The sequence below is a fragment of the Rathayibacter sp. AY1D1 genome (assembly GCF_002932635.1).
GTDB lineage: Bacteria > Actinomycetota > Actinomycetes > Actinomycetales > Microbacteriaceae > Rathayibacter.
In genome coordinates, this window is the sequence record NZ_PSVY01000032.1 from 1 (window position 1) to 20,745 (window position 20,745).

Consider the following 20,745-nt stretch of genomic DNA (forward strand, 5'->3'; position numbering starts at 1 on the left):
GCGGGGGTCGGGGGCGGAGCCGGGGGGCGTCGCTCGAGTCATGGCTCGATCCTCGGGCATCGGCGGGGGCGCGTCGTCCACGAGGCGGCCGGCCGAGGACCCGCGCACCCGGTGGCCGTCTCTCCGTTACCGGATCGCCGTGATCGAATACGCGCAGAACATCACAGAGGATGCACAGCCGTGCGACACTTGCACATCGCCATCGCCATCGTCGCCGCCGGCCGACTTCCGATGGACGATCACGACGAGGACTCATGGCACGCGCACGCATCACCTGGGTGGACACGGCGAAGGGCATCGCGATCATCCTGGTCGCCCTGGCCCACTCCGTGCAGTGGACCACGACGGCCGGGATCGCCCCCGACTCGTGGAACGAGATCAACCTCCTCCTCATCACCTTCCGGATGCCGCTGTTCTTCCTCGCCTCGGGGCTGTTCGCCGGCTCCGTGCTCACCCGGTCGTGGCCGGAGCTCTGGCGTTCGCGGCTGAGCCTGCTGGTCTGGGCCTTCCTGCTCTGGTCCGTGGTGCGGTTCCTCTTCTTCCTGGTGGTGCCCAACCCGGGCGGCACCGACGAGTCCGACCCGCTCGCGCTGCTCCTCCAGCCGGTGATGCCGCACAACGGGCTCTGGTTCCTCTACGCGCTCACGATCTTCTTCGTGGCCGCCAAGCTCGCGCAGGGCCGGATCGACTGGCGGGTGCAGATCGGCATCGCGACCGCGATCGCCGTGGTCTGGTACGCCGTCCGCTCCAGCACCTCCGAGGGCACCGGGAACATCGCCTGGGACGGCATGGCCCGCTACCTGATGTTCTTCCTGCTCGGCCTCTACCTGCGGAACGCGGTGATCGCGTTCGTGGAGCGCCGCGGGATCCTCAGCGGAGTCGGCTTCGGCGTGCTGTTCCTCGTGCTCGCCGGCGTGATCCTCGCCGTCCGCGCCCGCTTCCCGCTGCTGACGATCGGGCTGGTCCTGGTGAGCGTGCTGGCGGTCCTCGCCGGGCTCGTGGTCGCCCGCTTCCTCTCGAACCGGCGCGGCGCGGGCTGGATCACCTTCATCGGCCGCAACACGCTCCCGGTGTACGTGGTGCACGTCCTCTTCGTCTCGCTCGCCACGAGCGCCCTGCTGCTCTTCGACGGAGAGCGCTGGCTCGACGTCATCGGGCCGGTCGTGCCGCTCCTGGTCTGCGGGATAGGCGTCGCGGCAGCACTGGGCTACTGGCGCCTCACCCGCGACCTGCCCGTGCTGAAGTACGGCTTCCAGGCGCCCGCCTGGTTCTCCGGCTCCCGCTCGCGCGTCGACGCCGGCTGACCGCGGGGCGCCCGCCGACGGCGCCTCGGCATCGGCCCCGGGAGTCTCTTGAACGGTTTCCCAGAACCGATCTCGCGGATGTGCGCCTGGGAATCCGCTGAAGGCCCGTGAGAGGAAGTCTCAGCGCTCCGTCGCCCGCCTGATCGCTCGGCGTCGAGAGGCCGGCGGCGGCTGGTCCGCCGGAGGCGAGCCCCGCTCGGCAGTCGCCGCGCGGGGGACTTCCTCGACGTCGAGAGGGACTGTCTCGACGTCGAGCGACCGGTCGGCGGGAGCGCTCGGAGGGGCGTCCGGGGCCACCCCGGAAAGGGTGCCGCCAGGAGCTCGCGGAAGGCCGCACATCCGCCCCAGTACTGGGATCGGAGGCCGTCGGACCCCTTCCGCCGACCTACTCTCGGAGCTGTGAACGAACTCCTGGACCCGCTCCTGCTGTCGAGATGGCAGTTCGGTCTGACGACGATCTACCACTTCCTGTTCGTGCCGCTCACGATCGGCATGGCGCTCACCGTCGCGATCTTCCAGACCTGCTGGGTGCGCACCGGGAAGGTGCACTACCTGCAGCTGACGAAGTTCTTCGGGAAGCTCTTCCTGATCAACTTCGCGATGGGCGTCGTGACCGGGATCGTCCAGGAGTTCCAGTTCGGGATGAACTGGAGCGACTACTCCCGCTTCGTCGGCGACGTCTTCGGGGCCCCGCTGGCGTTCGAGGGCCTGCTCGCCTTCTTCCTCGAGGCGACCTTCATCGGCCTCTGGATCTTCGGCTGGGACAAGCTGCCCGAGAAGCTGCACCTGGCCACCATCTGGCTGACCACGCTCGGCACCACGCTCTCGGCCTACTTCATCATCGCCGCGAACGCGTTCATGCAGAACCCGGTCGGCTTCCGCATCAACGAGACCAAGGGCCGCGCGGAGCTCACCGACATCTGGGCGCTCCTCACCAACAAGGTCGCTCTCGCCGCGTTCCCGCACACGATCTTCGCCTGCTTCATGGTCTCGGCCGCCGTCATCATCAGCGTCGCGGCCTACCACCTCTCGCGGAACCAGCACCTCGAGACCATGCGCCCCGCGCTGAGGTTCGGCGCCTGGATGATGCTCGTCAGCGGCGGCCTGACCCTGTTCACCGGCGACTCGCTCGGCCTCGCGATGGTCGACACGCAGCCGATGAAGATGGCGGCCGCGGAGGCGCTCTACAGGACCTCCACGGGCGTCGACGCCTCCTTCTCCGTCTTCACCTGGGGCACGCCGGACGGCTCGAGCGAGCTGTTCTCGATCCGCATCCCCTACCTGCTCTCCTTCCTCTCGACGCACACCTTCACCGGCACGGTCGAAGGCATCAACGACCTCCAGGCGCAGTACACCCAGGTCTACGGACCCGGCGACTACACGCCGATCATCTGGGTCACCTACTGGTCGTTCCGCTGGATGATGGCCCTCGGCGTCCTGGCCATCGGCATCGCCGCGGCCGGCCTCTGGTTCACCCGGAAGGGCCGCGAGCCGAAGCAGTGGATGTGGAAGGTCGCGATCTGGGCCGCCCCGCTGCCGCTGATGGCGATGATCGTGGGCTGGGTCTTCACCGAGATGGGCCGCCAGCCGTGGCTCGTGTTCGGACTGCTGAAGACCGCCGACGGAGTCTCGCCCGGAGTGAGCGGCCTCGAGGTCCTGATCTCGCTGCTCGCCTTCACCGCGATCTACGGCACGCTCGCCGTGGTCGAGTTCCGCCTGATCAAGCGGGCCGCGCAGGCCGGCCCCGACGACGCTCCCGAGGTCGACGAGGAGAGCGGTCGCCCGCAGCTCGTCGGCACCGTTTACTAGGAGGCACCCCTCATGGATCTCGCCGTTCTCTGGTTCTGGATCGTCGCGTTCTTCTTCATCGGCTACTTCGTCCTCGACGGGTTCGACTTCGGCGTCGGCATGTCGCTCCCGTTCCTCGGGCGCGACGACACCGACCGCCGCGTGCTGATCAACACGATCGGCCCGGTGTGGGACCTCAACGAGACGTGGGTGATCGTCGCCGGCGCCGCCCTGTTCGCCGCGTTCCCGGAGTGGTACGCCACGCTCTTCAGCGGGTTCTACCTGCCGCTTCTGCTCATCCTGCTCGCGCTGATCGCCCGCGGCGTCTCGTTCGAGTACCGTCACCAGCGTCCGGAGGCACAGTGGAAGCGGCGCTTCGACACGATGATCGTCGTCGGCTCCGCGGTGCCCGCCTTCCTCTGGGGCGTGGCCTTCGCGAACATCGTGCAGGGCGTCCCGATGGACGCCGACCACAACTTCACCGGCACCGTCCTGGACCTGCTGAACCCCTACGCGCTCCTGGGCGGAGCGACGACCCTCCTGCTCTTCTTCACGCACGGAGTCGTCTTCGTCGCCCTGAAGACGGAGGGGGAGATCCGCGAGCGTGCGCGCCGCCTGGCGACCCGCGCGGGGCTGCTCACCGTGGTCGTCGCCGCGGTCTTCCTGGCCTGGACCAACCTCGGCCAGGGGAGCACCGCCTCCTGGGCGCTCTCGGCGGGCGCGGCCGCGACCCTCGTCGGCGGCTGGCTCGCCATCACGCGGGGCCGGGAGGGACGCGCCTTCGCGCTGCTGGCCGGCACCATCGCGCTCGCCGTGCTCGCCCTCTTCGCGACGCTGTTCCCCGCGGTGATGCCGGCCTCGAACGTCCCCGCCTACGGGCTGACGATCGAGAACGCCTCCAGCACGCCCTATACGCTGACGGTCATGAGTTGGACCGCCCTGGTGTTCGTGCCGCTCATCGTCGGCTACCAGGCCTGGACCTACTGGATCTTCCGCAAGCGCATCAGCCGCGCGCACATCCCGGTCGACGCCCACTGACGTGAAGCCCCTCGATCCGCGCCTGCTCCGCTACGCCCGGGCGGCCCGCGTGTTCCTCCTGCTCGGCGGGGTGCTCGCGCTGGCGAGGACCTTGGCGATCGTCGCCTTCGCGTGGCTCGTGGCGCAGCTGGTGGCCGGTGCGGTCGACGGGAGGAGCGCCGACGATCTCGCGCCGCTGCTGGCCGCCCTGCTCGCGGTCGTCGCGGCGCGGGCGGCTCTCGCCTGGGCGACCGAGGTGAACGCGGTGCGCGGAGGAGCAGGAGCGAAGGCGCAGCTGCGGCAGGCGGTCCTCGCCGCACTGGTCGAGCTCGGCCCGGCGGGCCGCTCCGAAGGGGGCTCGGGCGGGGTCGTCGCGCTGCTGGGCGGCGGACTGGACTCCCTCGACGGCTACTTCGCCCGCTACCTCCCGCAGCTGATCGCCACCGCGGTGGCGACGCCGCTCCTGACACTCGTGGTCTTCCTCGCCGATCCGCTCAGCGCGGTGTTCCTGGTGGTGACCCTGCCGCTCATCCCGGTGTTCATGGTGCTGATCGGCTGGGCGACCCAGGCCGTGCAGGCGCGGCAGTGGGAGCGGCTGCAGGCGCTCGCGTCCGGCTTCGTCGACACCGTCGGCGGCCTCGCAACACTCAAGATCTTCGGGCGGGCCGAGCGGCAGGCGACGCGGATCCGCGCGCTGACCGAGGACTACCGCGTGCACACGATGAAGGTGCTGCGGGTGACCTTCGTCAGCGGCTTCGTGCTGGAGCTCGCCGGCTCGCTCTCGGTCGCGCTGGTCGCCGTCTCGATCGGGCTGCGGCTCGTCGACGGCTCGCTGGGGCTGGCCGTCGGGCTGTTCGTCCTGGTGCTGGCGCCGGACGTGTTCCTGCCGGTGCGCCAGGTCGGTGCCGAGTTCCATGCGGCGGCGGACGGGGTGCAGGCGGCGGACCGCGCCTTCGCCGTCCTCGAGCGCGCGGCGGCCCTGCCCGCTCGCGGGAAGGCCCCGGCGGCGACGGGGGCGCTCGAGCTGCGGGGTCTCGCGGTCGACGACGGACGCGGGCGGGCGCTCGCTCCTGTCGACGCGGTGCTCCCCGTCGGGTCGATCACCGTGGTGACCGGGCCCAGCGGGTCCGGGAAGTCGACGCTGCTCGCCGCGCTCGCGGGCTTCGTGCCCTTCTCGGGCACGCTGCTGCTCGGCGGGTCGCCGGTCGCGGATCTGCGGTCGACGCTCGCCTGGGCGGGCCAGCGGCCCGACCTGCTCCCGGGGAGCGTCGCCTCCGCCGTCGGGCTCGGAGCACTCTCGCCGGACCCCGAGCGCGTGCGGCGGGCCCTGGCGATCGCCGCGGTCGACGTGGACCCCGAGCGCCGGCTCGACGCCGAGGGGACGGGCCTCTCGGGCGGGCAGAGCGCCCGCGTCGCCGTCGCCCGCGCCGTGCACCGCCTGCTCGAGCGCGGGTGCGCGGTGCTGGCCCTGGACGAGCCGACCGCGGCCCTCGACGAGGAGTCCGAGCGGGCGCTGCTCGCCGGACTCAGGTCGCTGGCGGAGAGCGGGACGATCGTCGTCGTCGCCAGCCACCGGCCCGCGACCGTCGCGGCGGCCGACGCCGTGATCGCCCTGGCGCCGGCGGAGGCGGTCGCGAGGTGAACCGATCCGACGTCCTCCGCGCCGCGATGCCCGGGCCGCGCCGCTTCCTGCCGGGTCTGTCCTTCGGGCTGCTCTCCTCCTCCGCCGTCGTGGCGCTGCTGGCCTGCTCCGCCTGGCTGATCGTCCGCGCGGCCGAGCAGCCGCCGATCCTGTTCCTCTCCATGGCCGTCGTGGGCGTGCGGGCCTTCGCGCTGGCGCGGGCCTTCTTCCGCTACCTCGAGCGGCTGACCGGCCACGACGCCGCCTTCCGCGCGCTCGCGGAGCTCCGGGCGGGCGTCTACGAGCGCCTGGTGCCGGTCGCGCCGGACGGGCTGGGCCGCGTGCGCCGCGGCGACCTGGTCTCCCGGGTGGTGGCGGACGTCGACGCCCAGCAGGACGTGCCGCTGCGCGTCGTGCAGCCGCTGGTTGTCGCGGCGCTGGTCGCTGCGGTCTCCGTGGTCGGCGTCTGGCTGCTCCTGCCGGCGATGGGCGCCGTGCTGCTGGCGCTGCTGGTCCTCGCCTTCGCCGGTGGGGCCCTGGGCGCCGGCCGGCTCTCCGCGCAGGCGGACCGCGAGCTGGCGCCGTTGCGCGGGGAGCTGGCCGAGCGCCTCAACCTGCTGGTCACCCGCCTCGACGTGCTCATCGCCTTCGATGCGGCGGGTGACGCTCTGGCGGACGTGGCACGCGCGGAGGAGTCGCTCGCCCGGGCGGCGCGTCGGCGGGCGGCCTCCGCCGGACTGGCCGCGGCCGTCCTCGCCCTCTGCTCGGGCGGTGCGGTCTGGGCGGGCCTCGCGCTCGGGATCCCGGCGATCGGCGACCTCGGCGGTCCGGCGCTGGGAGTCGTCGCGCTCGTGCCGCTCGCGGTCTTCGAGGTCGCCGCCGCCGCGCCGCTCGCCGTGCAGGCGGCGCGCACCGCGCTCTCGAGCGCTCAGCGCCTGGCCGATCTGGACGCCGAGGCGGCGTCGCCGGCGCTCGCGACCGACGCGGACGTGGACCCGGACGCCCCGGCTCCCCGGGGCGACGGCATCGTCCTGCGCGACCTGTCGGTGAGCTGGCCCGGCGCGCACACGCCCGCGCTGCGGGGCGTCTCGCTCGACCTGCCGGAGGGTGCGCGCGTCCTCGTCACCGGCGGCAGCGGGTCCGGGAAGACCACGCTCGCGCACGCTCTGGTGCGCTTCCTCGACCACTCCGGCAGCTACCTCCTGGGCGGAGTCGAGGCGCGCACGCTGCCGCAGGCGGAGGTGCGGAAGCGGGTCGGGCTCGTGGAGCAGCAGCCGTACCTCTTCGACGACACGATCCGGCAGAACCTCCTCTTCGCGCGGCCCGAGGCCGATGGCGCCGTGCTCGAGGCGGTGCTCGAGCGGGTCGGGCTCGGGCCCTGGGTCGCTGCACGCGGCGGGCTCGACGCGCGGGTGGGGGAGCGGGGCTCGCTCGTCTCGGGCGGTCAGGCTCAGCGGATCGCCCTCGCACGCGCACTCCTGGCCGATTTCCGCGTCCTGGTGCTGGACGAGCCGACGGCGTCGGTGGACGCTCCCGTGGCCGACGCCCTGCTCGGGGATCTGCTCCGCGCCGCCGAGGGGCGGACGGTGGTCCTGATCGCGCACCGGGTCGATCCGGGCCTGGAGTTCGACACGCGGATCCGGGTGGCGGACGGCACGGCGGCTCAGGAGTACCGGGCCGCCTGAGCAGGCGTCCGGCTCCGCGGGGCGGTCGGTCCGAGCGGCCGTTCAGCCGTGCTCCGTCGGGACCGAGGCCCGCGCCAGGGCGGCCGCGCGCGCCAGGCGCCCGCCCTCCGCCTCCCAGCGGTCGAGGACCGCGTCCGCCCGGGTCCGCGCCGCACCAAGCAGCCCTGCCAGGAGCGGAGCGACGACGTCGCGGGCCAGCGGGTCGCTCAGCTCGTCCACGCGGGAGTCGCGGACGAAGCCCTCGAGCCGGGTGAGGTCGGAGCCGCGCAGCCACTCGGCTCGGGACTGCAGCAGCACGACGGCCGCCAGCCGCGGCTCGAACACCGCCGGCTCCCACAGCTCGGAGGAGAGGGCGGTCACGTCGTCGTGCTCGAGCGAGCGGAACTTCCTCAGCGCGTCGCGGACGGTGCCGCGGACCGCCCCGACCGAGGCGCCCGTCGAGTCGAGCCCTGCTCCCAGGCGCTCGCGCACGTCCTGCGCGCGCCAGACGTCGCCCTCGTACTCCAGGGCCGAGCGGATGAAGTCGCCGGGGTCGCTCACCCCTCCATCATGCGTCGCGCGTCAGCCCCGGCTGGCCCAGACGGCCCGTCCGATGCCGTCGTACTCGACGAGGCGGCCGTCGTCCTGCAGCACGAGGCGGTAGGGCGCGACGACGCCGCTCTGGCCGATGCCGAAGGAGATCCTCGGGAACCGCAGCCAGAGGATCCGGGAGTCGGCCACGTCGAGCCGGCCCTCGGAGCTCATCGAGAAGGCGGCACCGGAGGCGGAGGAGGTGTTCGTCGCCCAGTCCGCGCCGTTCGGCCCGTAGACGACGAAGTTGCCGTCGCGCTGCATCTCAGCCCGCCACTGCCCGCTCGCCGAGGTCAGCCGCGTGCCCGCGACGACGAGGCCGCTCGGGGAGAGCGAGTCGCGCACGACGAGCGCGGCACTGCTCCAGAGGACGCCGGAGTCGTCCGCGATCCGGAGATCGCCCTCGCGGAGGACCATCGTGGCGCCCGGCTCGCCGGACGTGTCCGAGGCCCAGACGGGCGCGCCGTCCGCGGTGTAGACCACGGCGTTCCCGTCGTCCTGCATCCGGAGGACGTTGCCCCGGCCGCGGGTGCCGCTCGCCCAGAGAGCCCCGCCCTGCCCGTAGACGACGAGGTTGCCGTCCGCCTGCATCACCGCCGTGGTGCCTCCCGGGGTGGCGAGCCGGTTCCCCGCGTAGAGGGTGCTGCCGCGGCGGAGGGTGTCGGTGCGCGGCTCGTCGATCCGGCCGCCGATGCTGCTGGCCCAGGCGGCCGAGCCGCTGCGGCGGTAGATCACGAGATTGCCGTCGTCCTGCATCCGCAGCTCGCCGCCGGGGTCGGCCACCGTGCCGCTCGCCCAGACCGGGCGTCCGTCCGCGGCGTACACGACGAGGTTGCCGTCATCCTGCATCCGCAGGCTGTCGCCGCGCCCCTGCGTGCCCGAGGCCCAGGTGGGACGGCCGCCGGCGGCGTAGACCACGGCGTTGCCGTCGGTCTGCATCACGAGGGAGGAAGCGCCGTCGGGGGACACCAGGCGCTCGCCGCGCGCGAGCTGCTCGCCGGCGCGGAGGACCGCGGCGGAGGCGACGGCGGAGGACGCCGAGGGCGGGGCCTCGACCGCGGCGGCGGGCAGCGAGCCCAGCAGGAGCGCGCTCGTGGCGGCGAGCGCCGCGACGGAGGCGGTCAGGGAGCGGCCGGAGGGGAGGTGCGTCATCGCAGGGGTCCTGTCGGGGAGGGCGGCGGGGTCGGGGAAATCGTCCCACGGCGGGGGAGACGACGACGCCCCCCGGTCCGGGGACCAGGGGGCGTCGTGGCGGAGGGGCGTCAGCCGCGGCTGGCCCAGACCGCGCGGCGGCTGTCGTACTCGACGAGGTTGCCGTCGTCCTGCATGACGAGCTTGTAGGGGCCGACCGATGCGGCGGGCGGGACGACCGACCATCCGCTCGTCGTCTCGGTGCCCACGGCGATCTGCCCGCTGGTGTCGAGGGCGAAGAAGCCGCCTGCGCGGGTGGTCTTCGACGCCCAGATCGGGCCGTTCTTGCCGTAGACGACGAAGTTGCCGTCCGCCTGCATCACCGCTCGGTAGACGCCGTTCGCGGAGCGGAGGAAGCTGCCCGCCTCGAGCGAGTTCGCCGCGTAGAGCGTGGTCGAGGGGAACGCGGCCTGGCTGGTCCAGATCACGTCGTCGGACGGGTTCACGATGATCAGCGAGCCGGCGTTGTTGATGCCCAGGCGGAGGTCCTTGCCGCGCGTGCCCGAGAACCACTTGACGGAGCCGTCGGAGCCGTAGATGACGGCGTTGCCGTCCTTCTGCATGGTGATGCGGTTGCCGGAGCCGCCGGTGCCGGTGCCCCAGACGGCGCCCTGGGGGCCGTAGCCGACGAAGTTGCCGTCGTTCTGCATGACGGCGCTGAAGCGGCCGTCGGCGGAGGTGAGCTGGTGGACGGGGCGGAGGGTCTGCTCCGTGAACAGCGTGTCGGTCACCGGCTCGGCGATGACGCGGCGGACGCTGCTCGCCCAGGCGGGCGAGCCGTTCTCGCGGTAGACGACGAGGTTGCCGTCGGGCTGCATGATCACCGAGGCTCCCGCCTCGTTGATCGTGTTCGTGCTCCACACGGGGCCGCCCTTGGCGGAGTAGACGACCATGTTGCCGTCGGGCTGCATGACCAGGTGGTCGCCGCGGCCCTGGGTGTTCGTGGCGAAGGTGGGGCGGCCCTGCGGGTCGTAGACCACGGCGTTGCCGTCGGTCTGCATCCGGAACGAGTAGCCGTTCGTGCCCGAGACGATCCGCTGTCCGGCGGCCAGCTCCTCGCCGCCGACGAGGGCGTTGTAGTGGCTGACGGCCGCGCGGGCGGTCTGCTGGGCGGCCTCGGGCGACTCGCTCGCGGGGGCGAGGCCGGTCGGCGCCTCCTCGGAGGAGGAGAGGGGCTTCTGCGGGTTCTCCGCGGCGAGAGCCGGGGTCGCGCCGAAGAGCAGGGCACCGGTCGCGACGAGCGCGATCAGCCCGGAGGCGAGGGGGCGGGGGGAGGGGGAACGCGTCATCGCAGGACTTTCTCGAGTGGCCGGCGGGGGCCGGAAGAGGGGGTACTCGATGCTCGCACGGCGGACGCACGAGTGCGACCGGAACGGGGGCCCTCCGTCTGGGGGACGCGCGGGAGCTGAGGTCCTCCGCGGGTCAGAGCGCCGGGAGAGGCCGCCTGAGAGCGTCCAGCCGCTTCCGCCAGGCGTCCAGGCGGCCCGGCTCCGCGGCGAGCGCCGGTCCGTCCACCCAGGCGGTCGCCAGCCGGAGACCGTGCAGGGCGTTGGCCGTCCAGACCTCACGGCCCTCCAGCGACTCCGGCTCGGCCGGGGCCTCGATCACGTCCACGCCGAGCGCGCCGGCGAGCACCGAGACGGTCCGAGCCGTCACGCTGCGCACGCGGGTGCTCGTCGCCGGAGGGACGACCAGCGCGTCGCCCAGCCACCACAGGATCGCGCTGCTCGCTCCGTCGATGACGGCGCCCTCGGCGTCGAGCAGCACGGCCTCGTCCGCTCCCGCGGCGTGCGCGCGCGTGCGCAGGAGGGCGAGACGAGCGATGTCCGGGCCCTTCCAGGACGGTGTCCGGCGCGGATCCACGGGGCTCGTCCACAGCACCACCGAGCGGGTCGTCGGCGGGGCGGATCGCAGCCGGAGCCGCAGGGCGCCTCCCGAGAGCTCGACGCGGGGGAAGGAGCGGCCCTCGCGGGGCAGGGCGGCGATCGCGGCGTGGAGGAAAGGCTCGACGTCCGGGTGCCCGCCCGCCGAAGCGACGGAGGCGGCGAACCGCTCGCGGTGCAGGTCGAGCCCGCGGACGCGTCCCTCGTCCACCAGCCAGGAGTCGGCCGCGTCCAGGGAGGTGCCGGGCGGCTCGGGAACGCTCGTCAGGGCCCGCCCGTCCCACTCCCGAACCTGCTCGCCGTCCACGACCGCCTACGCTAGCCCAGTGGTCTCGGAGGATCGGCACGTCCGCTCGATCGAGCTGCCCTGGGTCGATCCGGAGCTCGCGCACCACGCCCTGTTCGCCACGGCCGAGGCGTCGTTCTGGCTCGACTCGGGCCTCGGAGCGACGAGCGGCCGCTCCTACCTCGGCGCGTGCGCCCGCGGGGACGTGCTCCTCGTCGAGGCCGGCGGCGACGTGGCGGCGGCGCTCGCCGCGGTCGACGACGAGGCCCCCGCGGGCGACCGCGCGCTCGGCCGCTACGGCTGGATCTCCTACGAGGCGGGAGCCGCCTCCGTCTCCCTGCCCTCGGCGCCGACCGGCCCCGCGGATCCGCCGGCCCTCGCCCTGCTCCGGGGCGACACCGTGCTCGAGTTCGACCACGGGGCCCGGACCGTCCGCCTGGTCGCCACGGGCGACGCGCAGGACCTCACCGCGCGCCTGCTCGAGCTCGTCGGCGCGCCCGCACCCGCGGACCCCGCGGATCCCGAGCCCGCCGGCGACCCGGTCCGCCGCCACTCCGCCGCCGAGTACACGGCGCTGATCGGCCGCTGCCAGGAGGCCATCCGCGCGGGCGACGCCTACCAGCTCTGCCTCACCGACGAGATCGTCGTCGAGGGCCGGTTCGATCCGGTCGAGGCGTACCGTCGCCTCCGCCGCTCCAGCCCGAGCCATCACGGCGGGCTGATCCGCCTCGGCCCGCTCGCGCTCGTCAGCGCCTCGCCCGAGCGGTTCCTCACCGGCGGGGCCGACGGACGCGTCGCCACGCATCCCATCAAGGGCACGCGCCCCCGGGGCCGGGACGCCGACGAGGACCGCGCGCTCCGGGACGAGCTCGTCTCGAGCGTGAAGGAGCGGGCCGAGAACGTGATGATCGTGGACCTCGTCCGCAACGACCTCGCCCGGATCGCCGCCCCCGGCTCCGTCGTCGTCGACCGCCTGCTCGAGGTGGAGAGCTACCCGCACGTCCACCAGCTGGTCAGCGAGGTCTCGGCCCGCCGCGCGCCGGGCGTCGGGATCGCCGAGCTGATCGCAGCCCTCTTCCCGGCCGGCTCGATGACGGGAGCGCCCAAGCGCCGGGCGGTGGAGCTGCTGCGGGAGTGGGAGGGCGGTCCCCGCGGCGTTTACTCCGGCGCCTTCGGCCGCCTGGGCTCGGACGGCTCGCTGGACCTCGCGATGACCATCCGCACCCTCGTGCTCGACGGCGAGCGCGCCCGCCTGGGGACCGGCGGCGGCATCACCGCCCTCTCGGTGCCGGAGGAGGAGGTCGAGGAGACGCGGCTGAAGGCGCGGGCGCTCCTCGCGGTGCTGGGCGCCGCCGAGGAGTGAGCGGGCGCCGCGTTCGTCTGCCGTGCGCGCGGGGCCAGTAGGGTTGATGGTCGAACGCAGCCGCCCACGCGTGCGCGTTCTCCCCCTCCTTCAGAAGTGAGAAGCACCTGTGGCAGAAGACACCTCCCGGCAGACCGGCGCGAGCGACGAGGAGCGCTACGACTTCCGAGCGCTCCAGGAGAAGTGGCTCCCGATCTGGGAGGAGACGCGCCCGTTCGCGACGGACGACCCCGACGACAAGCGCCCCCGCAAGTACGTGCTCGACATGTTCCCGTACCCCTCGGGCGACCTGCACATGGGCCACGCCGAGGCGTACGCGCTCGGAGACGTGATCGCGCGCTACTGGCGCCAGCAGGGCTTCAACGTCCTCCACCCGATCGGCTGGGACAGCTTCGGCCTGCCCGCCGAGAACGCCGCCATCAAGCGCGGGCTGAACCCGGTCACCTGGACCTACGACAACATCGAGCAGCAGAAGCGCTCGATGAAGCGCTACGCCGCGTCCTTCGACTGGGACCGCGTGCTGCACACCTCCGACCCCGAGTACTACAAGTGGAACCAGTGGCTGTTCCTCAAGATGTACGAGAAGGGCCTCGCCTACCGCAAGGACAGCTGGGTCAACTGGGACCCGGTGGACCAGACGGTCCTGGCGAACGAGCAGGTCCTGGCGGACGGCACCTCCGAGCGCTCCGGCGCGGTCGTGGTCAAGAAGAAGCTCACGCAGTGGTACTTCAAGATCACCGACTACGCCGACCGGCTGCTCGACGACCTGAACCAGCTCGAGGGCTCCTGGCCGTCGAAGGTCATCGCTATGCAGCGCAACTGGATCGGCCGCTCCATCGGCGCCGACGTCGAGTTCGAGATCGAGGGCCGTGACGAACGCGTCACCGTCTTCACCACGCGCCCCGACACGCTCTACGGGGCGACCTTCATGGTCGTCGCGCCCGACTCCGATCTCGCCTCCGAGCTGGTCGAGGGCTCCGAGCCCGCGATCCGCGACGCGTTCCGCAGCTACCTCGAGACGGTGCAGAAGTCGAGCGAGATCGAGCGCCTGACCGCCGACCGCCCCAAGACCGGCGTGTTCCTCGGCCGCTACGCGGTGAACCCCGTGAACGGCGAGCGGCTGCCGATCTGGGCCGCCGACTACGTCCTCTCCGACTACGGCCACGGAGCCGTCATGGCCGTGCCCGCGCACGACCAGCGCGACCTCGACTTCGCCCGCGCCTTCGACCTGCCCGTGCGCGTGGTCGTCGACACCAACGCGTCCGTCACCGGGGCGATCCCGGTCATCCCGGAGGACCCGGAGGAGCTGGCCGCGCTCGAGAAGGAGTACTCGCTCGACCCCGCCACCACCGGGGAGGCGCTGACCGGCGACGGCCGCCTGATCAACTCCGGGCCGCTCGACGGGCTCTCCAAGCGCACCGCCATCGAGCGCGTCATCAGGATGCTCGAGGAGCGCGGCCGCGGCCGCTCGGCCAAGAACTACCGCCTGCGCGACTGGCTGATCTCGCGCCAGCGCTACTGGGGCACCCCCATCCCGATCATCCACGGAGCCGACGGCGAGCTCGTGCCGGTGCCCGAGGACCAGCTGCCCGTCGTCCTGCCCTCCACCGACGGCCTCGACCTGCAGCCGAAGGGATCGTCGCCGCTCGGAGCGGCGGAGGACTGGGTGAACGTGCCGCACCCGGTGGACGGCTCGCCCGCGCGCCGCGACCCGGACACGATGGACACCTTCGTCGACTCCTCGTGGTACTTCCTCCGCTTCCTCTCGCCGAAGGACGACACGCAGGCCTTCGATCCGAAGCTCGCCGAGAAGTGGGCGCCCGTCGACCAGTACGTCGGGGGCGTGACGCACGCGATCCTGCACCTGCTGTACGCGCGCTTCATCACCAAGGTGCTGTTCGACCTGGGCTACGTGTCGTTCACGGAGCCGTTCACGGCGCTGCTGAACCAGGGCATGGTGCAGATGGACGGCGCGGCGATGTCGAAGTCGAAGGGCAACATCGTCCGCCTCTCGGACCAGCTGGACGAGTTCGGCGTCGACGCCGTGCGCCTGACGATGGCGTTCGCCGGCCCGCCCGAGGACGACATCGACTGGGCCGACGTCTCGCCCGGCGGCAGCGCGAAGTTCCTCGCCCGCGCCTGGCGCCTGGCGAAGGACGTCACCTCGAGGCCCGACGTCGAGTGGAAGTCGGGCGACGCGGCTCTGCGCCGCCAGACCCACCGCTTCCTCGCGGAGTCCCCGTCGCTGATCGAGGCGTTCAAGTTCAACGTCGTGGTCGCGCGGCTGATGGAGCTCGTCAACGCGACCCGCAAGGTCGTCGACTCGGGCGCCGGGGCCGGGGACCCCGCGGTCCGCGAGGCGGTCGAGGTGGTCGCGATGGCTCTCAACCTGTTCGCGCCGTACACGGCCGAGGACATGTGGCACCGTCTGGGCTACGAGGGCACCGTCGCGCACGCGCTGTGGCGCAAGGCCGACCCGTCGCTGCTGGTCGAGGAGAAGGTCACGGCGATCCTGCAGGTCGACGGCAAGGTCCGCGACCGGCTCGAGGTCTCGCCGAAGATCTCCTCCGACGAGCTCGAGGAGAAGGCGCGGGCCACGGCCGGCGTCGCCCGGGCTCTCGTCGGCCGCGAGGTCGTGAAGGCGATCGTGCGGGCGCCGCGCCTGGTGAACCTGGTGACGAAGGCGGTCTAGCCACCGATCCGTCCCGACGGGGCTCCTTCTCTCGCAGGAGGGGCCCCGTCGTCCGTCCTGCGCCGGTGCTGCTCTCTCCTCCACAGGGAGGCGATCCGGCGGGCTGTCCCCGGATCGGTGTCGGCGGCCGCGCCGGGCGGTGACGCGGGTCCTACCGTCGGCGGATGCCAGAGACCAGCGGGACGGACGACGAGCAGTTGACGGCGCTGCTGCGGCCCCGCCGCGCCCGCCCGCGCTGGCGCGTGGGAGTGGGAGCGGCGGTCGTGCTCGTCATCGGCGCCGCGGTGGTCGCGGTGCTGCTCGCGGGAGCGCGGTCGAGCGGTCATGAGCGGGTCCTGGAGCCCGCCGTGTCGACGAGCGCGCCCGCTGCTGCGGCGGTCGAGTCGCTGTACGTTCACGTGGCCGGCGAGGTCGCCTCTCCGGGGCTGTACGTCCTGTCGCCGGAGGCGCGGGTGGCGGACGCGGTCGCCGCCGCCGGAGGGTTCCAGGAGTCGGCGGAGCGCGCGGCGGTCAACCTGGCCCGGAGGCTCGTGGACGGCGAGCAGATCGTCGTGCCGGCCGTGGGAGCGGCGCCGGCCGCGGCGGGAGCGGCTCCGGGCGGGGCCGCTCCAGGAGGAGCCTCCGCCGCCGGATCCGTGCTGAGCCTGAGCACGGCGACGGCGGCCCAGCTGGAGGAGCTGCCCGAGATCGGCCCGGCGACCGCGAAGAAGATCGTCGCCCACCGGGAGGCGAACGGCCCGTTCTCCTCCGTCGACCAGCTGCTCGAGGTCCCCGGGATCGGCGAGAAGACGCTCGCCGCGTTCCGCGACCAGGTCGCGCCGTGAGGAGCGTGCGGGCGGCGGACCTGCGGCTCCTGCCGGCAGCGGTGGCCGCCTGGACCACCGCGTGGGCGGCCGGGATGCTGCCGGTCGCGGCAGTGCTCGACGGGGGCCTCTCGTGGTGCGCCGCGGGCTGGGTGCTGCTCGGGGCGGCGTGCGTCCTGCTCCGGCGCGGCCTCGGCGGGCGGCTGGTCGGAGCGGTGCTCGTCGGGGGCGCGGGTGCCGCCCTCGCCCTCACCTCCGTCGTCGCCGCGGCGCCCGGTGACCACCCGGCGTCGCTGCGGGAGGCACAGGAGGATCGCGCCCTCACCCCGGTCACCGTGCGCGTCGACACGGGTGCCCGACCGCTCGCGACCGGGGGAGTGTGGTTCGACGCGACGGCGCTGCGGGTGGGAGACGCGTCGACCGCGGCCCCCGTCCGCGTGCTGCTCGCCGATCCCGGCGGTCGGCTGCCGGTGGGCGCCGAGCTCGACCTGGAGACGCGTGCTGCGGCGCAGGAGGCGCCCGTCGGCGAGGCGACGATGCTGAGGGCGGCGTCCGTTCAGGACCGGCGCGGTCCCGGGGGAGCGGCGGCCGTCGCGGAGGTGCTGCGCTCGCGCTTCCTCGAACGCGCGGCGCTGGTCGGCGGCGACGTGGCGGGGCTGCTGCCGGGCCTCGCGACCGGCGACACGTCCGCGCTCGACGCGGGGCTCGAGGAGGCGATGCGCACCGCGTCGCTCACCCACCTGACCGCCGTCTCGGGCGCCAACTGCGCCGTGGTGGTCGTCGCCGGCTGGACGATCGCGGCGCTCCTCGGCGCCGGGCGCCGCCTCCGGACCGTCGCCGCCCTCGCCCTGCTCGCCGGCTTCGTGGTGCTGGTGACCCCCGAGCCGAGCGTGGTGCGGGCCGCCGTGATGGCGACGGTGGTCCTCCTCGCGCGGCTCGGGCGTCGCTCCGGAGCGGCCGTGCCCGCCCTGCTCGCGACCGTCGTCGTGCTCGTGGCCGCCGACCCCTCGATCGCAGGGAGGCTCGGCTTCGTGCTGTCCGTCCTCGCCACCGCCGGACTCCTGCTGCTCGCCGAGCCGATCGCGGGCGCTCTCGGTCGAGTGCTGCCCCGGCCTCTCGCCCTGCTGCTCGCGGTGCCGACCGCGGCGCAGCTCGCCTGCCAGCCCGTGCTGCTGCTCGTGGACCCGTCGGTGCCGGTGTACGGAGTGCTCGCCAACCTGCTCGCCGAGCCCGCGGCACCCGCCGCGACCGGGCTCGGGCTCATCGGCTGCCTGCTCGCCCCCTGGTGGCCCGGAGCCGCCGACGCTGCGATCCGGCTCGCCGCCGTCCCCGCCTGGTGGATCGCCTCGATCGCCCGCGCCGTCGACTCGTGGCCCGCCCCGAGGATCGCCTGGTGGCCCGGAGTAGGAGGAGCGCTCACGCTCACCGTGCTGACCCTGCTCGCCCTCGTGCTGGTCACGCAGTCGCCGCGGCTCGCGCGGGTGCGCCGGGTCGCCGCCGTCGGGCTGGCGTGCGCGATCGCCGCCGCCGGCGGCACCACCGTCGCCACGCCGCTCCTCCGCGCCGCCTCGGTTCCCGAGGACTGGCGTGTCGCGATGTGCGACGTCGGGCAGGGCGACGCGGTCCTCCTCCGCGGAGACGCGGGCGTGCTGCTCGTCGACACGGGGCCCGAGCCCGCACCGCTCGAGGCCTGCCTCCGCCTGATGGGAGTGGACCGGATCCCGCTGCTGGTGCTCACTCACTACGACCTCGACCACGTCGGCGGGCTCCAGGCCGTCCTCGGACGGACCGACGCCGCGCTCGTCGGGCCCGCCGCGGGCCGCGACGACGAGCGCGACCGGGCGGCGCTCACCGGCGCGGGGGTCGCCGTGCAGGAGGCGGTCCGCGGCGACAGCGGCGCGCTCGGCTCGCTGCGCTGGCGGGTCGAGTGGCCGGAGCGGCGGAGCGCGCTGCGGGGGAACGAGGCGAGCGTGACCCTCCGGGTCGACATCGGCCCGGACGCCCGCGGCGGCCCGCTCTCCGTCGCGCTCCTGGGCGACCTCGGCGAGCAGGAGCAGGGGCGCGTCTCCCGGCTGCCGGTCGGCCGGGTCGACGTCGTCAAGGTCGCGCATCACGGCTCCGCCGACCAGTCGCCCGCCCTCTACGACGCGCTCGGCGCGAGCGTCGGGCTGATCTCCGTCGGGGCGGAGAACGACTACGGTCATCCGAATCCGTCGCTCCTCGCTCTGCTGGCCGAGCGCGGGGTCGAGGAGCTGAGGTCGGATGTCGAGGGTACGGTCGTGCTCGCGTCCCGCAGCGACGGGATCGCGGTCTGGGTGAGCGGCGCGACGGCTCCCGCGGCGGCCTCGGGGCGCCGTGAGCGGGCCGTAGGGTGGAGGGCGCTCGGACGGGCGCGGCACGGAAGGACACGGCATGGCAGGCAGGGCCCCGGCGCGCGCGAAGGCAGCGCCCTCGAAGGCGGCGATCCCGCAGCTCGCCTGGAACCAGACCCGGCCGGCGCCGATCGTGCTGATCACCGGCCCGGAGCAGTTCCTCGCCGACCGCGCGCTGCGCTTCCTCCGTGAGTTCCTCCGGGCCGAGGATCCGAGCCTCGAGGTCAGCGACATCGACGCCGGCGGCTACGCGCCGGGGGAGCTGCTGACGCTCGCGAGCCCGTCCCTCTTCGATGAGCCCCGCTTCATCCGCGTCTCGAACGTCGAGAAGTGCACGGACGCGTTCCTCCTCGAGACCCTCGACTACCTCTCGGCGCCCGCGGACGGGGCGACCCTGGTGCTCCGCCACGGCGGCGGCAACCGGGGCAAGAAGCTCCTCGACGCCATCCGCTCGGGCACGGGCGGCGGCATCGAGATCGTCTGCGCCGAGCTCAAGCGCGAGAGCGACAAGGTCGACTTCGCGATCGCCGAGTTCCGCACCGCCGGCCGCACGGCGACCACCGGTGCCGTCCGAGCCCTGGTGTCTGCCTTCTCCGACGACCTCGACGAGCTCGCGTCGGCGTGCCAGCAGCTGCTGTCCGACGTCACCGGCGAGATCACCGAGGCGACCGTCGCGAAGTACTACGGCGGCCGCGTCGAGACCACGGCCTTCACCGTCGCCGACTCGGCGATCGCGGGCCGTCACGGCGAGGCGCTGCTCGGGCTCCGCCACGCCCTCGCCTCCGGTGCCGACCCGGTACCGATCGTCGCCGCGTTCGCGAGCAAGCTGCGGACCATGGCGAAGGTCGCCGGCTCGCGCGAGGGCTCGGGCCAAGTCGCCTCGCGTCTGGGCCTCGCTCCGTGGCAGGTGGACCGGGCCCGGCGCGACCTGCAGGGCTGGACCGGCGAGGGCCTCGGCACCGCGATCCTGACGGTCGCCGACGCCGACGCGAACGTGAAGGGCGCCACCCGCGACCCCGTCTACGCCCTCGAGCGCATGGTCTCCGTCGTCTCCGCCCGGGGCCTCTGACCCGCCCGAAAGGCCCTGCTCCCGCGATCCGCACCGACCTCGTCCCCGGCGGTTCTCGGTACGCCGCTCCGCGGCCGCTCGACCAGCAGTGAGGGGATCACCTCCCCTCGCAGGGTCGCACCGCGGCCGACGAAGAGTCGGACGACGACCCCGCAGGGTCACCGGCGATCCGCGTGCGAGCGGATCGTCGTACCCGGAACGCTCCCCGCTCCTCCCACAGCGACCACCCCTGTGAGCCGACCGCGCGACGGCCGACGAGGAACGAGGAGCCCGTCGAAGACGGCACAGCTCACCGGCGATCCGCGTGTCAGCGGATCGTCGTACCCCGAAACGCTCTCCGCTCCTCCCCCCGCGACCCTCCGCGGTAGCCGACCGGGCCGCAGCCGATCGCGAGCCGGACGATGCCCTCGCAGGGTCACCGGCGATCCGCGTGCGAGCGGATCGTCGTACCCGGAACGAAACCCGCTCCTCCCACCGCAACCAAGCGCGGAAGCCGACTGCGCGACGGGCGACGAGGCACGAGGAGCCCGTCGACCGCGAAGCGGAAACGACGAAGGGCCCGGCCAATGGCCGGACCCTTCGTCGTTTCCGCTTCGCGCAGTATTACAGCGCGGCGACCTGCTTCGCGATGGCCGACTTGCGGTTCGCGGCCTGGTTCTTGTGGATGACGCCCTTGCTGGCGGCCTTGTCGAGCTTCTTGGCGGCGAAGGCGAGGGCGGTACCGGCCTTCTCGGTGTCGCCGGCGGCGATGGCGGTGTGGACCGAGCGGATGGCGGTCTTCAGCTCGCTCTTGACGGCCTTGTTGCGCTCGTTCGCCTTCTTGTTGGTGAGGTTGCGCTTGATCTGCGACTTGATGTTTGCCACGTGGATTACCTTCTTCTCGGATGTGCGTGTGTGCAGCCGGCTACTCGACGGAGTGCCCCTTCCGCGGGCGTCTGAACGCCCTGCGGTGCGACTGGAGGTCGCCGGCTTCTGATCACTCCACGCCTGCCGGGTGTCCGGAGGGGGAGCGCAAGCCAACAAGGAACTTTAGCGCACCCGTCGTCACCCTTCAACCGCGCCGCGCCCGCGGGTGCGGTGCCGTCCGGGTCGGGGCCGCCG

The 20,745-nt window shown here is 73.4% G+C and carries 15 protein-coding genes; 10 read left to right on the plus strand and 5 right to left on the minus strand.

All coding sequences use genetic code 11. From position 1 onward, the window contains the following. Positions 1–254 precede the first annotated feature (254 nt). From C5C56_RS15160 to cydC, 5 genes are all read left to right on the plus strand, one after another. The gene (locus tag C5C56_RS15160) at positions 255–1,304 is read left to right on the plus strand and encodes an acyltransferase family protein (protein ID WP_104348320.1); all 1,050 of its coding nucleotides are present in this window, start codon (positions 255–257) and stop codon (positions 1,302–1,304) included. A gap of 399 nt (positions 1,305–1,703) precedes the next feature. Further along, a complete protein-coding gene (locus C5C56_RS15165; RefSeq protein WP_104261744.1) occupies positions 1,704–3,113 on the plus strand; it encodes a cytochrome ubiquinol oxidase subunit I in 1,410 nt (469 codons plus the stop codon). 12 nt (positions 3,114–3,125) lie between these two features. Then, on the plus strand, positions 3,126–4,130 hold the full coding sequence (gene cydB / locus C5C56_RS15170) for a cytochrome d ubiquinol oxidase subunit II (RefSeq protein WP_104263596.1): 1,005 nt from the start codon (positions 3,126–3,128) through the stop codon (positions 4,128–4,130). A gap of 1 nt (position 4,131) precedes the next feature. Then, positions 4,132–5,751: a thiol reductant ABC exporter subunit CydD gene (gene cydD / locus C5C56_RS15175; RefSeq protein ID WP_104319854.1), complete on the plus strand. Its 1,620-nt coding sequence runs from the start codon at positions 4,132–4,134 to the stop codon at positions 5,749–5,751. Continuing rightward, positions 5,748–7,415, plus strand: coding sequence for a thiol reductant ABC exporter subunit CydC (cydC, locus tag C5C56_RS15180; protein WP_104319855.1), 1,668 nt, complete (start codon positions 5,748–5,750; stop codon positions 7,413–7,415). The genes cydD and cydC overlap by 4 nt, the downstream gene beginning before the upstream one ends. A gap of 42 nt (positions 7,416–7,457) precedes the next feature. Here the strand turns inward: cydC and C5C56_RS15185 are convergent, their stop codons facing one another. The 4 genes from C5C56_RS15185 to C5C56_RS15200 all read right to left on the minus strand — a co-directional run bounded on the left by C5C56_RS15185 (position 7,458) and on the right by C5C56_RS15200 (position 11,366). Further along, positions 7,458–7,955 (minus strand): DNA alkylation repair protein, encoded by a 498-nt coding sequence (locus C5C56_RS15185; RefSeq protein ID WP_104261741.1) that lies wholly within the window; start codon positions 7,953–7,955, stop codon positions 7,458–7,460. Positions 7,956–7,976: 21 nt separating this feature from the next. Further along, positions 7,977–9,137, minus strand: coding sequence for a hypothetical protein (locus C5C56_RS15190; protein ID WP_181137613.1), 1,161 nt, complete (start codon positions 9,135–9,137; stop codon positions 7,977–7,979). A 110-nt stretch (positions 9,138–9,247) separates the two neighbouring features. Beyond that, positions 9,248–10,465 carry a hypothetical protein gene (locus C5C56_RS15195; protein ID WP_104319856.1) on the minus strand — a complete coding sequence of 406 codons (1,218 nt, stop codon included), beginning with the start codon at positions 10,463–10,465 and terminating at the stop codon, positions 9,248–9,250. Positions 10,466–10,598: 133 nt separating this feature from the next. Next, entirely contained in the window at positions 10,599–11,366 is a 768-nt protein-coding gene (locus tag C5C56_RS15200; RefSeq protein ID WP_258065689.1) for an aminotransferase class IV, read from the minus strand. A gap of 19 nt (positions 11,367–11,385) precedes the next feature. Here C5C56_RS15200 and pabB point away from each other — a divergent pair, with 19 nt between their 5' ends. From pabB to holA, 5 genes are all read left to right on the plus strand, one after another. Further along, complete coding sequence (gene pabB / locus C5C56_RS15205; RefSeq protein ID WP_104319857.1) at positions 11,386–12,708, plus strand: aminodeoxychorismate synthase component I; 1,323 nt, start codon at positions 11,386–11,388, stop codon at positions 12,706–12,708. A gap of 109 nt (positions 12,709–12,817) precedes the next feature. Continuing rightward, positions 12,818–15,400 carry a leucine--tRNA ligase gene (leuS, locus tag C5C56_RS15210; protein WP_104225642.1) on the plus strand — a complete coding sequence of 861 codons (2,583 nt, stop codon included), beginning with the start codon at positions 12,818–12,820 and terminating at the stop codon, positions 15,398–15,400. 164 nt (positions 15,401–15,564) lie between these two features. Beyond that, a complete protein-coding gene (locus C5C56_RS15215) occupies positions 15,565–16,224 on the plus strand; it encodes a ComEA family DNA-binding protein (RefSeq protein ID WP_104255142.1) in 660 nt (219 codons plus the stop codon). After that, complete coding sequence (locus tag C5C56_RS15220; RefSeq protein ID WP_146086495.1) at positions 16,221–18,767, plus strand: ComEC/Rec2 family competence protein; 2,547 nt, start codon at positions 16,221–16,223, stop codon at positions 18,765–18,767. Before C5C56_RS15215 ends, C5C56_RS15220 begins: the two co-directional genes overlap by 4 nt. Then, positions 18,667–19,644 carry a DNA polymerase III subunit delta gene (gene holA / locus C5C56_RS18365; protein ID WP_258065692.1) on the plus strand — a complete coding sequence of 326 codons (978 nt, stop codon included), beginning with the start codon at positions 18,667–18,669 and terminating at the stop codon, positions 19,642–19,644. The genes C5C56_RS15220 and holA overlap by 101 nt, the downstream gene beginning before the upstream one ends. A 603-nt stretch (positions 19,645–20,247) precedes the next feature. Here holA and rpsT read toward each other — a convergent pair. Next, positions 20,248–20,508: a 30S ribosomal protein S20 gene (gene rpsT / locus C5C56_RS15230; RefSeq protein WP_097165711.1), complete on the minus strand. Its 261-nt coding sequence runs from the start codon at positions 20,506–20,508 to the stop codon at positions 20,248–20,250. Between the last annotated feature and the right edge of the window lie 237 nt (positions 20,509–20,745).